We start from the raw sequence: 16,782 nt of genomic DNA on the forward strand, positions 1-16,782 counted from the left end.
GAACGACTTAACAAGGTCAATGGACTCAGAATGTAAACTGAAGCACTTACATTCAAACTATTTCATTTATCATTGTATGTTTTCGAGGTTTCGTGCATTTGATTTTGTATCGGCAAAGCGTATTTTGATAATTGTTGGATGAGATGAAATTTTCGTAAGCATCCATAAAATCTCTTACTTTTCCTTCATAGCTTCAGTTTCCAATACAGATAATGCTGATGACTCTGATATTTGACGATCCTTAGTTAAGTTTTATAGAAGTGGCTAAGCCATATTTTCCTGCTGTTAGGAATTAATTTCAGTCAGAAAGTATGGCAACTCTAAATGAATAGACTGTACTTGATCGTTCTATCGAACCTGCTTGGGGCACAAATAAATGTCATATGCGCCCTATCCCACTTCTGGACAAAAATGGGTCACTAAGTTTTGATATTCGAATAACCTCAGCGATGACAAAGTATGAGAATCATCTATAGCAAGTGCCCTGTTTCTGGCATCCATGACTTACGGTTTCATGGAACGTGCGCGAAAACGACCTAGCTGTGTATAATGTTATTAAAGAGAATGAAGTGGAAATGAGTATATGAGTAAGAAAATTATCTATATCGACATGGATGATACCCTGTGTGATTACGCAAGTGCCCATCAACTAGCATTGAAGCTTTATCCTGAAATTCAATTCCCCCAAAGTAAGCCTGGTTTCTTTCATGATTTGCTACCAATAACAGGTGGCATTGAAGCTATGAGACAGTTATTAGCATCTCAGCATTACGATCCATTTATCCTGACAGCACCTTCCGTCATGAATCCACTTTGCTATACGGAAAAACGAACTTGGGTTGAAACACACTTAGGTATGGATTATGTGCATCGACTAATAATCTCTCCACGAAAAGATCTACTAAAAGGAGATTTTCTTATTGATGATTACAATGAAGGAAAAGGACAGGAGTTATTTACAGGTAAAGTCTTACGCTTTTGTAATGGTCAAGTATTTCTGGAGAGATTTTAAGCCGCTTTTTTTAACTCATTATATTTCTGATGTGGCGTCTTATAATCTATTGCCGAATGTCTGCGTTTGTAATTGTAGAACTGAATATATTGCTCAACCACGCTCACTACTGCGCTGTGATTGGTAAAAGCTAAACGGTTTAATCTTTCAGTCTTTAAACTCCTAAAAAATCGTTCCATCACCGCATTATCCCAACAATTTCCTCTACGACTCATACTTTGTTCAATGCCTAAGTGCTTTAGCTTTTCTCTGAACACCTTAGCTGAGTACTGACAACCCTGGTCTGAGTGAAACATCAACTCCTGTGTATTTGGCCTCTGACGTTGTATCGCGTTATTTAATGCCGCTGTCGCTAACGCTGCATTGGGTTGGCTTGATAAGGCATACCCAACGATTTCTTTGGTCCCTAAATCAAGTACACAGGCTAAATAACTCCACCCCTGATGTGATTTTATATAGGTAATATCACCCACCCAATGGGTATTATAAGTCGTAGGGTTAAACTGTCGTCTAAGCAAATTAGGTGCGTAAACTTGCTCCTCACCTTGATTTGGATAGTAATGCTTTTTCTTTGGCTTAATCGCTATTAATCCCAATTTTTTCATTACGCTAGCTATGGCGTAAACCCCAACCTTACAATTTAAATCTAATAAATCAGCCTGTATTCGACGTTTGCCATACGTCGAGTGTGACTCAGAGAAAGCTTGCTCTATCAATTGTATCTGAGCCTGTTTTTCAACGCTTTTTGGGATCGGTTTGTAATAGAGACTACTACAACTGATCTCGAATACTCGGCATAATTCACTCATTTTAAAGCCTGGGTTTGCTTTCTTTACTTCGCGCATCATTTTAAGTTTTGATTGTCTCGAATGAAGAAAGCTGCAGCCTTTTTTAAGATATCATTATCCCTCATGGCTTGTTTTAGTTGGGCTTCTAGAAGCTGTATTCTTCGTTGTTCTTCAGTTAATGCTTTGACATTTTTCGGTGTTTTACCGGCTAATTCAGCCTGGTACTGCACTTTCCATCTAGACACCGCAGATTTACCTGCACCTGACATATCTTCAATTTGCTTGTTCGTGTAACCCTGTTCGACCATCAGCTTGGCATATTCTAATTTTTGAAGAGGGCTGACAGTGATTTTAGTTTTTCTAATCATAATAAATACCTTTAAGATTTTGCTTATTTTAAGCTATAAATCTCTACAGTTTCATTAGACCATTACATTTGGGACCGATCCTTTCCAAGACTGGGCAAGCGTGCGGGCTTTTCTCGGAATATGAAAATAAAACTATACCACTACATTGCTGTTATCATAGTGGCTTTTTTAACCATTTCGGTACGTTTGCTGATGTCTATGTCAGTTATTGAATGATAATTCTTGGATCCGAACCATTATCGCAGCCTTGCATCACCACTTGATAATCAAAAGATTGGCCAATGGTTAATGATTCTTTCACTTTGCATTTGCGTTCGCTTTTTTTAAAATTTTTGCCACAATTGTCTTTTAAAGGTGAATCACCAGAAAATTTAAGTTTAAAGTCTGAATCAACTTCATTGTCTAATTTCCAAGTAATAAAATCCCCTTTTTTTGTGCATATACAGCCAGCTTCACTAGCACATTGATCGGCATCACAGCCACTGCCACCGTTTACCGAAGCTGATACGGCACATTCATTAACGGTTAACGCTATCTGTTTGTCAGCCCCAAACGAATTCCCAGACAGCATAATTGCAATACCGAAAATAATAGTGACTAAGCTTTTTAAGTAGTTTTTTGTATAATTCATGACCAATTTCATATTAATTTTCCTTCTTTTTCTAGAGTACTAGTTGAATAAATAGATATAAATTGAATATCTCGAGCAAGTATTTTTCTTGGATAACCTAGTGTCAATGCAGTATTAATCAGTGTTTGTGCCAATGATTTTTGACCACAATTAAGCGCTACGATTGCGGTGTCGTAATAAATATAAGGATCGTTACTTTGTGACGTCCGTAGTGTCTCAATACTGTTTAGAGCACTATCACATTGTAATAATTCGGATTGGTAACGTGCTAATGATGCTTGCATGGTTTCTTGATTGGGATTTACTTTTAATTGTTCTTTGGCAAGACCAAGCGCTTTAGTATATGACAATCTTGCATTTTTTATATCTCCAGAAAATTTTTGCGCATCGGCTAAATTCCCCCATAGCGTAGGGTCAAACGGCGTTAATTTGGTGGCCAGTAAATAATTTTTAGTCGCGAGGGTAAATTGCTTTTGGAAAAAAAAAGCCGTGCCTAAATTTGAATAAGTAATGGCATTTGGGCTAATGCTTAATGAATGTTGCCATGCATCACTCGCCTTATCTAACTCATCATTAAGATAGTATGAAGAACCTAAATTACTAAATCCTTTTTCAAAATCTGGCTTCAATAAAGTGACTTTGGTATATTGTTCACTCGCCTGTGCAAAATGACCAATACTAAATAAAAAGTGACCATATATTTGATAATTTTTCCAATATCCTGGCTCAAGTTGAATCGCCTTAGCAAAGAGTAAATCAGCTTGCTTTATATCACCTTGGGTATGCTTATTTTGAGCGATACCTGTTATCGCGGGTAAGTTTTTATCGTTTAACGTCAATGCTTGTTGATAAAACTGGTCAGAAATAGCGTATTGTCCGCTAATGCGATTTAGGTTTCCTAATGCGATGTAAGCTTCTTCTTTTAATTGTGAAACTTGGGTTAAGGCACTACAGATCCTCTTTGCCGATTGAAATGACGCTATATTTTTTGAAAGTGCATATTGTTCAAGATAGGTTTGGCACAAGCCTGCATTGGCTAAAGAAAAGTTTGGATCTAATTCAAGCGCATTTAAGAAATGAATTTCAGCCGCCGCGGTTGTTTCCAGCGTAGGGATATTAGCCAGTTGGCCACGTCCTTGAATATAACTGTCGTAAGCTTTAAAATCGTCCGTGCTTATTAATGTTTCAACATTTGTAGTAGAAGATTTTGCAATAAGATCCAATGCATTAAATACTTTACGATAAAGCTCCTTTTGTACATGCAATAAATTATCCGGTGCACCTTTAATTAACGATGCCCAAACTTGAAGAGCCGTTTCGGTATCGGTAATGTTAAGCATAACTATTATTTCTTCATTATTTGCGACGACTTGTCCATCTAGTAAATATTTAGCCCCTAACTTTTCGGCATATTGTTTAATTGTGCTACTAACAGCCACCTCATTAATAGCCCGTTGAGATACCAAATTAAAATTCTTTTGATTTGATAAAGCGTTAATGACTTCACCTTGAAAAGTGGCTTTAAAATAATCGGGTACATTGGAGTGGCTATCAAATTTAAACGGAATGACAGCTAATAAATCATGTTGAAGAGTAACAGAAGGTGGTAAGCGGCTGTTGTTAGTCAAACCATTTTGTTCTAATTCTATAGAATCAATTAGATGCATAGATAAGAAGCCAACAAATGAAGATAATAAACCAATAAATATAAAATCAAAGAGCAGTTGTTTATAAAATAATTTTTTGCGTGGGCTGTTGTTATTTATATAAAATAGATTTTTCTTTATTTTTATTTCTTGTAACCAAGTATAAAGTAAGATGAGAGGAAATCCGATAACCAATAAGAGAACAACAATTTTCAGACCCCATTCAGGCACATTAAATATAGGAAATACCAGTGCAATAATTTGAATAATAACCCAAGTACTAATAGAAAATGCTACTGTTACTTTAAATAATCGCGAATTTTTCAATAATGCGACGGATAAATGCCAATTGTCATTGCTCAATTGAGGTGCAGGCACTTCATTCGAAGGCCATAAATTGGGATAAAGCACTTTATCATCGACACTTTTTACGGCGGCAATTAAACGATACCCTCTACGGTTTAGTGTTTGAATAAACTCAGGAGATTCTTTATGGTCATCCAATACATGTCTTAATTCACTAATTACATGTGATAAATTTCCCCGTTTGGTTACTTTTTCTCCCCAACCTATTTTCAACAATTGCTCAGTTGACAGTAATTTATTTTGATTACTGGCCATAAACAACAGAATTTCTAAGGCTTTAGGAGAGATATGACGTCGTTTGCCATTAAATATGGCGACATTATCATTAGGTATGATGACAATATCTCCGAGCATGAATCCTTTTAAAAGTTCAGCATTAATAGCGGCGTTATCACTTGCGCGTCTCTCTCCATATTCCATAAAAAAGGGCCTTATTCCTTATCTTACTCACGTCGCTAAGTGGGTGGAATACCATTCTTTTAGCTTGAGCTACATAGCTCTAACAGCAGAAGTCATCAATAACATTAGGTTGAATTTACCTAAATATCAAATGAGTGAATTGAACATTATTGATGATAATGTGCTTAACATCAAATTAGGTTCAAGCGGTAGGTCGTCTATTAAATGATGTATCACTATGAATTGTTATGAATAAAAGTGACCGTTACATTGCTATTTGATCCGAAATTTTACTTCGACGTGCAACACACACAAATTAAATGAATAATTAAGCGAATAACTAAGCCACTCATTAAGTTATTAATTAAGTTACTCATTGTTGAAAAACAATAGTGAGCTGTTCCTTTTGCTTTTTCTACTTTCTCTCCATATTTCAACTCTATATTGTTCTGGCGGAGGCAAAGCTGCAATCATCAGATTATTGGTACAACAACGTGCATCTCCATAGCAGGATTAAGTTTGTGACACCAAACTAGAGACATGATGGTCTTGATGTTGGGATACTGGCGAAGCGAAAAGTGTTGTATCAGACAAAAAGAAATGAACATCCAGAGCTATGGTCAAAAGGAGAGCGAAACTGGCAGCCCATAGGCGCTGTGGAGTTAAATCCAGAGCAAAACAAAGAAGCTGCTTAACAATTTAAGCGACAACTATCCTGACACCTGACTCTTATACACAAATAAATTAGGCTTCAATTGAACTTTATTTATATCAGTCGATCAGATCAGTTATAACGAAAACACCGATTGAATTTAATTATGATGCTGATAAAAGACACTGAAGAATGGGCTAGTCATTTGTTTAAACATGCTGAATTAGGTGATGTACGGCGCACTAAACGCCTGATAAAAATAAGTCATCAAATGGCGAGTAACATAGGAAGTTCTATTGTGAACGCGTCTGGCTCACAGGCCTCTATTGAAGGCGCATATCGCTTTCTTCGTAATGATAAAGTTGACGCTGATAACATCGCTACCGCCGGTTTGAAATCGCTGTTACCTGCACTAACACTGTCAAATACAATCCTTGCGCTAGAAGATACATCAACATTGTGTTACCGACACAATGTGACTAAAGAGCTCGGACATACTGGCGCATATAAACAAAGCTCTTCTAAAGGGATGTTAGCGCACACTGTCCTTATGGTCGATGCAGAAACAGAGCATACTATTGGCTTGGGTGCGCAGCATCGTTGGTGCAGAAAAGATGAAAACTTTGGTACTGCTAACGACAGAAAACGCCGCAAGTACGAAACGAAAGAAAGTTATAAATGGCAACGCTCGTCGGAAGAAATGAGTACCCGATTTGCAGATGTGATGGATAATATCATAAGCGTTTGTGATCGAGAATCTGATATGTTTGAGTATATTGATTATAAAACAACAAATAATCAACGGTTTGTAGTGAGAGCCAAGCATGAGCGGGTTGTGAATACAGACGGCGATAAACTAAGTCCCTACATTGAAAATCAATCTAGTGAAGCTTCATATTCGGTTAAGATAAAGCAAAAAGGAGGCCGAAAAGCACGCATTGCAAAAGTAGCCGTACGTTATGCTTACATTACTATTTATCCGCCTAAAAAACACAAGAAACTTGGTGGTATGAATTTAACAGTGATAAGTTGCAACGAGATTGAACCACCAAGTGGAGCAAGTCCATTGTCGTGGAAATTGTATACAGGCGAACCAATAAATAGTGCTTCTGATGCACTAAGAATAGTTAGATTTTATGAACTAAGATGGCGAGTTGAAGAGTTCCATAAAGCGTGGAAGTCAGCAGGCACTCAAGTTGAGTCGTTTCGCATGCAAACGCGAAATAACCTAGAAAAGATCATTGTAATAACAGCATTTATTGCAGTGAGACTTCTCCAGTTACGCGAGCTTGTTGTCGATAAAGATAATGCAAAATCAATTGGTTGCGACAAATTTTTCAATCTTCTTGAATGGAAGTTGTTGTGGTCAAAGACTGAAACCAAAAAAGCACCTAACACAACACCTTCATTACATTGGGCTTATTATGCACTTGCCAAATTAGGCGGATGGCACGACAGTAAGCAAACTGGTGTTGTTGGTTGGGAAGCTCTATGGAAAGGTTGGTTTTCACTGAGCCAACTGCTAGAAGGTGCTCGATTTATGCAAGCGCAACAACAGGAGATGTGATCAAGAGACAGATCCTGACACAGGTGGTACCGAAACCATAGCGCCATCTGAAAGGTGGATACCATCTGAAATGCATTGCAGGCACAATCTGCACGTACTTCCCTCACCTCCTGTAATAAACCGTCCGCATGAACCACATTTTGCCCTCTGAACAATTCCATCTAGAGGAACCCTGTTTTTCTGATTACAAAAAGAACATTTAATGATTTGAAATGACATAACTCAACCTCTATGCAGAATACAAGAAAGGCGTACATAAATATGTGGGGATGATATCCATCCCCACGAATATCGAAACTTATTATCGAACAACCTGGGCACCATTATCCTTACTACCCAAACATCGGTATAATCGCACTATATTCACTAAGCGGGTTCAATCATGTCTGATATTTACGTTTTGCACGAAAATAGCGAGTGGGTAACGCCCCTTCATCAAGCCTTTAATGATTTAGGCATTAATGCTCAAGAATGGTTTTTAGATCAAGGCCAAGTCGCGTTAGAACAGGAACCGCCTCAAGGTGTTTTTTACAATCGGATGAGTGCCTCATCGCACACTCGTGGTCATCGATTTGGGCCTGAACTCACCAGAATGGTTCTAACTTGGCTAGAAAAACATGGTCGCCGCGTGATCAATGGTACCGATGCCCTGTATCTTGAATTATGTAAAATCTCTCAATATGCCTCACTAAATCGCGCCGGAATTAAAACCCCTCGAACCACGGCAGTAGTCGGCAGAGATAAGCTAGTCAGCAGTGCAAAAGAGTTTGATCAATTTCCGTTTATCCTTAAGCCAAATCGTGGTGGCAAGGGTCTTGGCGTCCAATTATTTCATAGTACAGAAGCGTTACAAACCTACCTTGACAGTACCGATTACGAAGAACCGCTCGACGGAATTTGGTTAATTCAGCAATATATTAAAGCGCCGGAAGCCTATATTACCCGTTGTGAATTTGTCGGCGGTAAGTTTATCTATAGTGTGCAAGTGAGCACTGAAGAGGGCTTTGAGTTGTGTCCGGCCGATAGTTGTCAAATTGGCGAAGGATACTGTCCAACCGTAGCACCGATTAGCAAGTTTAAAATCAGCACCGAGTTTAACGATCACCCGATCATCAAACAATATCAACAATTCTTAAGTGACAGTGGCATCGAAATTGCCGGAATTGAGCTGATTAAAGACAGTAATGGCGATATCTATACTTACGATGTTAATACCAATACTAATTATAATCGTCAGGCAGAAATCGACGGCAACGCCCCAGCCAAAGGGATGGAAGCTATTGCAGCATTTTTAGCTCAAGAGTTGCAACAGCAATAATTGTCTCAGGTGCTCAATCTATCGTAAGGAAATAGATAAGCATCGAATTAAATGCTAACAAATCAAGTGATTTGGACGTTTCAAAACACGCCGTTTCTTGAGGCGTTGCGTTAAAAAAATTAATGAATGGGCATCTAAATAAAGTAAACGCTCTAAGTTGCTAACGCCCCCATTATGCCCTTAGAAATAGATTTAGATCCGTCAATTTCCCTTGGTAAATATAGAAACGACAAAGTCCCTTGGTGTTCACACAAGCGAGTTCCATCCCCTAACCCATTTTGGGACATAAATGAGTTTGTCTGCTTAAGTGAAAATGTACAAATTCAACTCTTAACTTGAGGACGTTGAAGAAAATGACGTGAGCTGGCCATGGCCTTTCCCGCACATCCATGTGCTTCAAGGCATTCAGACATCCTGTCTATCAGATGCCAGCTAGCTTTCGAGGGGAAGAGACGCCCCATCGGAAGCGTTAGCATTTTCGAATAAGGCCGAAGCAGGCTTCAAATGAAGTTAAAAGCTGGATCAATCCCCATTGCGACCTTTTCGCATCAGTTGTTTACGTAAATAAGGAAAATGTTGCGGGGCAGCTGGGCTAACTCTTTTATAAAGAGTAAAGAGGGAATAGCCGTTGATTTCCTCTTGGTCTGGTGTGGGTGAAGCGCCACGACGTTAGTGGCCGCAGGCCATAGCCTAAACACACAATGGGGCAGAAACGTTTTAAGGCGTATTCGTCTTTTGTGAAAAAGAATGCTAGAAATTATCAAACTATATTATAAATGATCAGACTTTATTAAACGTTAATATAAACGCACAGGAGCAATTTGGAATGCAATGATATGTGTTGTTGGGGCTCAGTTTGCTACCAGGGTTTTCTGAGTCACAGACTCTCAGGCAAACTGGTGCACAAGATCGACAAACAAAAACCAAGGTCGAAACCTTGGTTTTATGTAGTGCAGTGAATTGTTGTTTGTCGTCAAAACCACATTAACACTGCTCTAGCGGATCTTGCCAATAATCATCCCTCGACTAGAAATGATAAGACGTCTGGATCACACCACCGACGGCGTTATCACTGCCAAACATTCCGGTAAAATCAAAACGAAATGCATCACCCACGTTAAAGCCAGTCCCAACCGAATAAATATCGACAGTGGTATCTTCCAAATCATGGCGATAGCCTACACGCAGAGCCAGCCAGTCAGTCGGGCGCATTTCACCGCCAACGCGCCAGTATTGAGTGCCGGCAAGCGACTCAAAACGCTGGTATTCAGTCAAATCGATATCGCTTGTTATCGTAAAGTCTGACCAATCATAGGCAATACCCGCTGTAACTAATGGTTCTACTTGGTAGCTAACTGTACGATTGTTAATCGCGAGTGTATCGACATCTTGGCTGATGAGGTTTTTACCCACCAATGCCAAGGTCATCCCTTCCATTGGCTGCAACGCAATGCCCACATCCACATTGAATGAAGTCTCATCGGTACGGTATTTATCATCATCGAAGTCTGAAGCTTCAAAGTTGTTGGCACTCACCGCATAAAAATAGGCATCTACACGCTGAATTTTAGGACTGATCCCCACAGTCACAGGCATATTGACGATAGAAAAAGGCATACTGAATGCCACACCAATATCGGTGGTCGAGCCCGCAGCGACAATACCAGCAGAATCAAGATCGTTAATTTGTGGCGGGTTCAAAGGATCAATGGTCGACAACATATCAATATCAGATTGCTCAATAGCAGCCAAGCCAATAGCATCCATATAAGTATTTAAGAAAATAGCCATGGGAATGCGCGTTGTCGGCAATGCCAGCGCAAAACCAAAGCCTGCACTCACATAACCAGAGGTATTTTGCAAGGCCTGCAAGTCGTCAATTAACTCACCACGATATTGATTAATTCCACTGACATCGCTAGCACTGATTGCTGCATCGAGTCCATCATAAGAGTCCTGCAGGTTATCGAATTTATCAATCATATCGTCTTTATCAGCGCCATCAGCCCCTAGAACTGGCAAAAGTAAGGCATAATCATCGGTCTTGTTAGCGTAAAAGCCTATCAAAGCCGGGTTGGCTAACGCCGCCCCTTCTAGACTCGATGAAGCAACGGCAGCGCCTCCCATCGCATCACTTCTTGCTTCATAATAATGCTGGCCCGCGAAGGCTATCGAGCATGGCATCAATGTTAAGCAAAGCGCCAGTTTTGTCATTCTCATCATACTATCCCTAAGTCTTTTATTTATTTTTATGAATATATACTACTAAAATGTACATTACCTTGATGAAAGACCATTTTTATTCATAAATTGCTATGTTCTATAATACTTTTGTCCAGCATTAGCCGACTTTTATACTTGCTGTTTATCTCGCTTTGCACAACGTTACCCCCCAGTATCCAAACCTACTAGGACCGTTGTCGCTTCAATTGATTTTATCAATAAACAGGGTGCGGTAAGTTAAAGCGAGTGGATTATCAAAGGTATTCAAATCAGTTTAAAGAAGCCATATTAAATAAGCTCAATAGATTTCAACAATGTAAGAATTACAAGCTTATCGACCGGTGGTTCAGGCGGTGAAGACCGTTTGACCGAGAATTTATCATTCAGTTTTAGCGATGCTACCTACACTTATACACCGCAAACAAGATATACAAGTCCTGGCACGCCGATTACTGGAACTATTGGCGGTTGCTAATATCGTGCATTCGTAAATATTAAATTGCGCTCAACGATCTTAGCAAAAATTGGTTTGAGCGCATCATTAATAAAAGTTGAACGGTATGGCTGAAATTTCGCTTCGTTAATTCTAGTCACATCAATATTGAATACTTGTCTCAACTAATTAAACTTTCAAATTTTTCAATCGGCAGAGGTTTGCTAAATAAATGTATCCGTCCGGCGATTGCCGTCTAGTCTTGCCTAACTTAACATCCCATGGTAGCAAATGCTCGATGCTCGGCTCAAAATACATAGCCAGATATGGCTATGTTAATTCAATAGCCAGAGCGATAGACCCAAGTTACTGTTAGCTTAAAGCCTCACCTAGGTAATCCAGTAGCATGCGAACTTTTGGTGATAAGTGCCTATTATGCGGATAGAGAGCCCAGATCCCCTCTTCGGGTTGTCGATTAAGCTCTAAGACTGGCACCAGCTGACCAGATTGAATGAAAGGTAAAACATAATAATCGGGTAATTGTATTATGCCTATACTCTTGATTGCCGCATCGACAAGTGCATGACCGCTATTGCAGCTTAAATTACCTCTGACTCTGATATTTCTTGTCTTACCATTTTCTTGAAAGCGCCAGTAATCTAGTGTGCCTTGCAAGCAATTATGTTGATCTAACTCAGACAATGAGTGAGGCAAGCCATATGTTGCAAGGTAATGAGGTGAAGTGCAAACATATTGAGTCCTCGAACCTAGCCTTTTTGCCATCATACTTGAGTCTTCGAGTTGTCCCAGCCTAATGGCGAGATCGAAGCCTTCATCAATCATGTCGACCTTCTGGTTTGTTAAGGTTATTTTGATCTCAAGTTCGGGGTATTTGGCGATAAAATCATTGATTAACGGTGCTATCGTCCCTTCACCATAGGTTACTGGAGCGGTAATCTTTAACAGTCCCCTAGGCGTGCTCTGCAAGTTAGTGATGGCACGCTCCGCTTCTTCGAGTCCATCGAGTACCTGGCGACAATGTTGATAATAGACTTTTCCCACTTCAGTGACTGATACTTTTCGTGTGGTTCGATGAAACAGTTTAGTTGCCATTCTGGTTTCCAGCGCGCTGACCTGTCTGCTGACTTGCGCTGTGGAGATCTCCAGATGTTGTGCTGCCTTGGTAAAGCTTTCAGCTTCTGCTACAGCAACGAATTCACTTACCCCTTCCCACTTCATCATTGTTACCCTTATGAAATTATTCTCAGCAAATATAGAGTAATTATTACCAAATTTGAGTTAAAAGCAATTTAAATTTAAATCTCATTTAAAATCGCTATCACATCCTAGCCATCGTTATAGCAAGAGTGTTAATGGTTTTTATTATTACTACAAGTAAAAAGTGTTTTCCAATTTGCATGGATTATCAACTTATTCATAAAGAATATAATCACTGCCATCGAATGACCAAGAAGTCGTCCAGCCTCAGTTTAAATCGTTCCATATGATGTAGATAGGCTGCAAATATTTTTTTTAATCTAAGGAAATACACATGAGTACAACATTTTATATGCCTGCGATGTCGATGATGGGACCCGATGCCATTAAGCAACTCGGTAGCGAGCTCAAGGCTAGAAACTTTAATAAAGCGCTTATCGTGACAGATAAGACGCTGGTCGATATTAAATTAGTCGACAGGCTGACCGATGAATTATCTGCTCACGCTATCGCGTTTACCATCTTTGATGGTGTAAAGCCTAACCCAACAGAGAAAAACATCGAGCAAGGTCTTGAGTTACTTAAGATTGAAGACTGTGATTTTGTTATTTCATTTGGTGGAGGCTCTCCTCACGATTGTGCTAAAGGCATTGCCTTAGTCGCTACTAATGGTGGTCATATTCGTGACTACTCTAAAGGTGTGCATTTATCAGCTAAGCCACAATTACCTCTGGTCACAGTAAATACCACCGCGGGTACTGCGGCAGAGATGACCATATTTGCCATTGTTCATAATGAAGAAGATGAGACGAAATACCCGATTGTAGATAAAAATATGACTCCGATTATTGCAGTAAATGATTCAGAACTTATGGTAGCGATGCCTAAATTTCTCACAGCGGCTACGGGTATGGATGCATTGACCCATGCGGTTGAAGCTTATGTCTCAACCGCAGCAACGCCAATAACAGACGCGTCTGCCATTAAGGCCATTGAACTTATCTCAATGAACTTACAGAAGGCTGTTGATAACGGTGAAGACCGCGAAGCACGTGATGCTATGCAGTACGCTGAATACCTAGCAGGCATGGCTTTCTCCAATGCCTCATTAGGGTATTCACATTCTATGGCACACCAACTAGGGGGAGTTTATGACTTAGTGCACGGCTTATGTAATGCGATTTTGCTGCCTTATGTTTCTCGTTTCAATGCAACCGTTAGTCCTGATCGATTTGCCGACATTGCCAAAGCAATGGGTGTCGATACGAGAGGCATGGATGCAGCCGATGCCGCAGAAGCAGGTATTGTCGCAATCGAGCAACTTTCAACTTCAGTGGGTACCGCGCAGAAGTTTACTGATCTTGGCGTAAAGCAAGAAAGGCTCGAATTTATGGCAATAAATGCCTTAAATGACGCGTGTTCTTTAACCAATCCAAGAAAAGCCAACACACAAGATATTATCAATCTTTTTAATCAAGCTATGTAAATAGCCTTGCTAAGCCTTGAACAACAAGGCTTAGCTAAACTTTGGAGTCATCATTATGAAAACGTTAATTCATCCCCAGGTCGATAGTGGCATAGTAGCAACGGCAGAAGCTTTTACCGGTGGTTCATTGCAATGCCAGTGCACTCATAAGCCTGTAGAAGTGCTTGTGTCAGCGCAAACTGCGCATAACCATGTCTGCGGTTGCAGCAAATGCTGGAAGCCAGAAGGCGCTTTGTTCGCTCAAATAGCCGTAGTCGCCAAAGACAAAGTCAGCGTGACTGCTAATGCGGATAAATTGCAGATAGTTGATGATTCGGCCGCCATTCAGCGCCATGCTTGTACAGAATGTGGTACTCATATGTACGGCAGAATCGAAAATATTGGACACCCTTTCTATGGTTTAGACTTTGTGCATACAGAGCTATCTAAACAGCAAGGGTGGTCAGCGCCTGAGTTCGCTGCCTTTGTCTCTTCAATCATTGAGTCAGGTACTGCACCTGACTCAATGACAGATGTTCGTAATACATTAACTGACTTGGGATTAGCACCATATGACTGTTTATCACCAGCATTAATGGATGTAATTGCAACTCACGTTGCGAGTCATAAGTAATCTTGTATTTTGTGTCAGACTTAACTGGCATCAACATAAAAAAAAGCGCTTAGGCGCTTTTTTTTATGAACCTATTTTTTATGTATCTTTTATTAATTTCAGTTTGAACTGACAGTGTTGAATGTTAATCGCTTCTATTATTACCAATAGGTAAAAGAGTTTTATATATGTAGCCGATTATCATTTATATTAAAACGACTATAATGTTTGTAATCCAATGACGTCATTTAATGATATTTAAAGCATGGGTTATTTAACCCAATGTAGAGTGAAATAGACAAGTTAAATATTAGTCACTATCAAAAATTGATTGACTATTTAACCCTAGATATTGCAGGACACTGTCCATCTCATCGACAATAGATTAATGGCAGCAAAATGGGCTAAATCAGCTAAGGGATAAGCGTTAATTGTTATAGTGAGGTATTAGTATGGCTGGAGGATGGTCGAAAGATGGTGCGGTACAAGAGCAAATCGATAGTAGTGTTGAAGATGCTGTGGCCGCAGTAAGAAGCCAACTCGGCGCTGGCGATAGTTTACTGCATTGTGAAGAGTGTGGTGAAGCGATCGCTGATGCAAGGCGTATTGCGGTTCCAGGGGTTAAACTCTGTATTCATTGTCAAAACGAAATAGACAGCAATCAGGCGAAACAACACCTGTTTAATCGTAGAGGCAGTAAAGATAGCCAATTACGTTAATTTGCCAGAAAAAAACTGTTAACAAGCTAACTTGAACTAAGATAAAGCCTCAAGCCCCTTCAGTCTTAAATAAAATCAATTTACACGTAATTATTACCATATGGTAAAAGTTAATTGCCTATTGATGGGATTATCAATATAGCAAAGATCGTTATAATCGTTGCCATACCATCACGGTGACATACACCGTATTTAAAGTTTATTCAAAGTAGGAATACAAGATGACAGCACAAACTCTTAAATCTAAAGCCGCCGTTGCTTGGGCTGTAGGTCAGCCTTTATCTATGGAAATCGTAGATGTTATGCCTCCTCAGCAAGGTGAAGTACGCGTTAAAATGATCGCCACTGGGGTATGTCATACCGATGCGTTTACGCTATCCGGTGATGATCCAGAAGGTATCTTCCCTTGTATTCTTGGTCACGAAGGCGGTGGGATCGTCGAGTCTATCGGTGAAGGTGTTACGAGCGTACAAGTGGGTGACCACGTTATTCCACTTTACACGCCTGAATGTGGCGAATGTAAATTTTGTAAGTCTGGCAAAACTAACCTTTGTCAAAAAATCCGTGAAACTCAAGGTAAAGGCTTAATGCCTGACGGCACCACACGTTTCTCTAAAGATGGCGTAGAAATCTTCCATTATATGGGCTGTTCCACTTTTTCTGAGTACACAGTACTACCTGAAATATCACTTGCCAAAGTGAACCCAGAAGCACCGCTTGAAGAAGTGTGTTTATTGGGCTGTGGTGTAACAACCGGTATGGGCGCAGTAATGAATACCGCCAAAGTTGAAGAAGGCGCCACGGTGGCTATTTTCGGTATGGGTGGTATTGGTCTTTCAGCCGTTATCGGCGCGACAATGGCTAAAGCTTCTCGCATCATAGTCATCGACATTAACGAGAGTAAATTTGAGCTGGCACGTAAACTTGGTGCTACCGATTTTATTAACCCAAAAAATTACGATAAACCTATTCAAGATGTGATTGTCGAATTAACCGATGGCGGCGTTGATTACTCATTTGAGTGTATCGGTAACGTTAACGTGATGCGGTCAGCACTTGAATGTTGTCATAAAGGTTGGGGGGAATCAGTGGTGATCGGTGTTGCTGGTGCAGGACAAGAGATCTCAACGCGTCCGTTTCAGTTAGTGACTGGGCGTGTATGGAAAGGATCTGCATTCGGCGGTGTTAAAGGTCGCACTGAGTTACCTCAATATGTTGAGCGTTACATGGCGGGTGAATTTAAGTTAAGTGACTTTATTACTCATACCATGGGACTTGAACAAGTTAACGAAGCATTCGACTTAATGCATGAAGGCAAAAGTATTCGTACTGTTATTCATTTCGATAAATAAGTCGTCATTCCA

At 40.0% G+C, this 16,782-nt stretch carries 13 protein-coding genes and 1 pseudogene; 8 read left to right on the forward strand and 6 right to left on the reverse strand.

Annotated elements, in window-relative coordinates; translation table 11 throughout:
- Window positions 1-583 precede the first annotated feature (583 nt).
- Window positions 584-1,012 carry a 5' nucleotidase, NT5C type gene (locus tag EGC80_RS16035; RefSeq protein WP_124014164.1) on the forward strand — a complete coding sequence of 143 codons (429 nt, stop codon included), beginning with the start codon at window positions 584-586 and terminating at the stop codon, window positions 1,010-1,012.
- On the opposite strand, the gene EGC80_RS16040 is transcribed toward EGC80_RS16035, so the two are convergent.
- The 3 genes from EGC80_RS16040 to EGC80_RS16050 all read right to left on the reverse strand — a co-directional run bounded on the left by EGC80_RS16040 (window position 1,009) and on the right by EGC80_RS16050 (window position 5,231).
- Window positions 1,009-2,168 (reverse strand): IS3 family transposase gene (locus tag EGC80_RS16040; RefSeq protein ID WP_407695556.1). Its coding sequence is split into 2 segments (ribosomal slippage): window positions 1,009-1,895 and window positions 1,895-2,168, totalling 1,161 coding nucleotides; the frame shifts between segments, so codons are not numbered across the junction. The two genes, EGC80_RS16035 and EGC80_RS16040, sit on opposite strands and share 4 nt — an antisense overlap.
- A 205-nt stretch (window positions 2,169-2,373) precedes the next feature.
- Complete coding sequence (locus tag EGC80_RS16045; RefSeq protein WP_124013707.1) at window positions 2,374-2,811, reverse strand: hypothetical protein; 438 nt, start codon at window positions 2,809-2,811, stop codon at window positions 2,374-2,376.
- The gene (locus tag EGC80_RS16050) at window positions 2,808-5,231 is read right to left on the reverse strand and encodes a winged helix-turn-helix domain-containing protein (RefSeq protein ID WP_101031440.1); all 2,424 of its coding nucleotides are present in this window, start codon (window positions 5,229-5,231) and stop codon (window positions 2,808-2,810) included. The genes EGC80_RS16045 and EGC80_RS16050 overlap by 4 nt, the downstream gene beginning before the upstream one ends.
- Window positions 5,232-5,689: 458 nt before the next feature.
- Here EGC80_RS16050 and EGC80_RS16055 point away from each other — a divergent pair.
- Together EGC80_RS16055 and EGC80_RS16060 are read left to right on the forward strand one after the other, a co-directional pair.
- Window positions 5,690-5,905: pseudogene (locus tag EGC80_RS16055) on the forward strand (IS3 family transposase); the annotation flags it as partial.
- A gap of 111 nt (window positions 5,906-6,016) precedes the next feature.
- Complete coding sequence (locus tag EGC80_RS16060) at window positions 6,017-7,429, forward strand: IS4 family transposase (protein ID WP_124013708.1); 1,413 nt, start codon at window positions 6,017-6,019, stop codon at window positions 7,427-7,429.
- On the opposite strand, the gene EGC80_RS23045 is transcribed toward EGC80_RS16060, so the two are convergent.
- On the reverse strand, window positions 7,430-7,648 hold the full coding sequence (locus EGC80_RS23045; RefSeq protein WP_372491464.1) for a hypothetical protein: 219 nt from the start codon (window positions 7,646-7,648) through the stop codon (window positions 7,430-7,432).
- Window positions 7,649-7,811: 163 nt separating this feature from the next.
- On the opposite strand from EGC80_RS23045, the gene EGC80_RS16065 reads away from it, so the two are divergent.
- A complete protein-coding gene (locus EGC80_RS16065; RefSeq protein WP_124013709.1) occupies window positions 7,812-8,747 on the forward strand; it encodes an ATP-grasp domain-containing protein in 936 nt (311 codons plus the stop codon).
- Window positions 8,748-9,773: 1,026 nt separating this feature from the next.
- Here EGC80_RS16065 and EGC80_RS16070 read toward each other — a convergent pair.
- Both EGC80_RS16070 and EGC80_RS16075 read right to left on the reverse strand, forming a co-directional pair.
- Window positions 9,774-10,967, reverse strand: a complete 1,194-nt coding sequence (locus EGC80_RS16070; RefSeq protein ID WP_124013747.1) for a conjugal transfer protein TraF — start codon at window positions 10,965-10,967, stop codon at window positions 9,774-9,776.
- A gap of 808 nt (window positions 10,968-11,775) precedes the next feature.
- On the reverse strand, window positions 11,776-12,645 hold the full coding sequence (locus tag EGC80_RS16075) for a LysR substrate-binding domain-containing protein (protein ID WP_124013710.1): 870 nt from the start codon (window positions 12,643-12,645) through the stop codon (window positions 11,776-11,778).
- A gap of 310 nt (window positions 12,646-12,955) precedes the next feature.
- Between EGC80_RS16075 and EGC80_RS16080 the strand changes: the two genes are divergently transcribed.
- The 4 genes from EGC80_RS16080 (at window position 12,956) to EGC80_RS16095 (ending at window position 16,770) form a co-directional block, all read left to right on the forward strand.
- On the forward strand, window positions 12,956-14,107 hold the full coding sequence (locus EGC80_RS16080) for an iron-containing alcohol dehydrogenase (protein ID WP_101031448.1): 1,152 nt from the start codon (window positions 12,956-12,958) through the stop codon (window positions 14,105-14,107).
- A gap of 55 nt (window positions 14,108-14,162) precedes the next feature.
- Window positions 14,163-14,720: an S-(hydroxymethyl)glutathione synthase gene (gene gfa, locus EGC80_RS16085; protein WP_124013711.1), complete on the forward strand. Its 558-nt coding sequence runs from the start codon at window positions 14,163-14,165 to the stop codon at window positions 14,718-14,720.
- Between the two features lie 431 nt (window positions 14,721-15,151).
- Complete coding sequence (locus EGC80_RS16090) at window positions 15,152-15,418, forward strand: DksA/TraR family C4-type zinc finger protein (protein ID WP_101031452.1); 267 nt, start codon at window positions 15,152-15,154, stop codon at window positions 15,416-15,418.
- A 221-nt stretch (window positions 15,419-15,639) separates the two neighbouring features.
- Window positions 15,640-16,770 carry an S-(hydroxymethyl)glutathione dehydrogenase/class III alcohol dehydrogenase gene (locus EGC80_RS16095; protein ID WP_124013712.1) on the forward strand — a complete coding sequence of 377 codons (1,131 nt, stop codon included), beginning with the start codon at window positions 15,640-15,642 and terminating at the stop codon, window positions 16,768-16,770.
- Window positions 16,771-16,782: the final 12 nt, after the last annotated feature.

The organism is Shewanella psychromarinicola (assembly GCF_003855155.1).
GTDB lineage: Bacteria > Pseudomonadota > Gammaproteobacteria > Enterobacterales > Shewanellaceae > Shewanella > Shewanella psychromarinicola.

What these genes read in the sequence shown, in the direction of transcription:
- EGC80_RS16090 (WP_101031452.1), top strand. Translation starts at nt 15,152, where the DNA reads ATGGCTGGAGGATGGTCGAAAGATGGTGCGGTACAAGAGCAAATCGAT.
- gfa (WP_124013711.1), top strand. Translation starts at nt 14,163, where the DNA reads ATGAAAACGTTAATTCATCCCCAGGTCGATAGTGGCATAGTAGCAACG.
- EGC80_RS16035 (WP_124014164.1), top strand. Translation starts at nt 584, where the DNA reads ATGAGTAAGAAAATTATCTATATCGACATGGATGATACCCTGTGTGAT.
- EGC80_RS16080 (WP_101031448.1), top strand. Translation starts at nt 12,956, where the DNA reads ATGAGTACAACATTTTATATGCCTGCGATGTCGATGATGGGACCCGAT.
- EGC80_RS16045 (WP_124013707.1), bottom strand. Translation starts at nt 2,811, where the DNA reads ATGAAATTGGTCATGAATTATACAAAAAACTACTTAAAAAGCTTAGTC.
- EGC80_RS16065 (WP_124013709.1), top strand. Translation starts at nt 7,812, where the DNA reads ATGTCTGATATTTACGTTTTGCACGAAAATAGCGAGTGGGTAACGCCC.
- EGC80_RS16075 (WP_124013710.1), bottom strand. Translation starts at nt 12,645, where the DNA reads ATGATGAAGTGGGAAGGGGTAAGTGAATTCGTTGCTGTAGCAGAAGCT.
- EGC80_RS16095 (WP_124013712.1), top strand. Translation starts at nt 15,640, where the DNA reads ATGACAGCACAAACTCTTAAATCTAAAGCCGCCGTTGCTTGGGCTGTA.
- EGC80_RS23045 (WP_372491464.1), bottom strand. Translation starts at nt 7,648, where the DNA reads ATGTCATTTCAAATCATTAAATGTTCTTTTTGTAATCAGAAAAACAGG.
- EGC80_RS16050 (WP_101031440.1), bottom strand. Translation starts at nt 5,231, where the DNA reads ATGGAATATGGAGAGAGACGCGCAAGTGATAACGCCGCTATTAATGCT.
- EGC80_RS16070 (WP_124013747.1), bottom strand. Translation starts at nt 10,967, where the DNA reads ATGAGAATGACAAAACTGGCGCTTTGCTTAACATTGATGCCATGCTCG.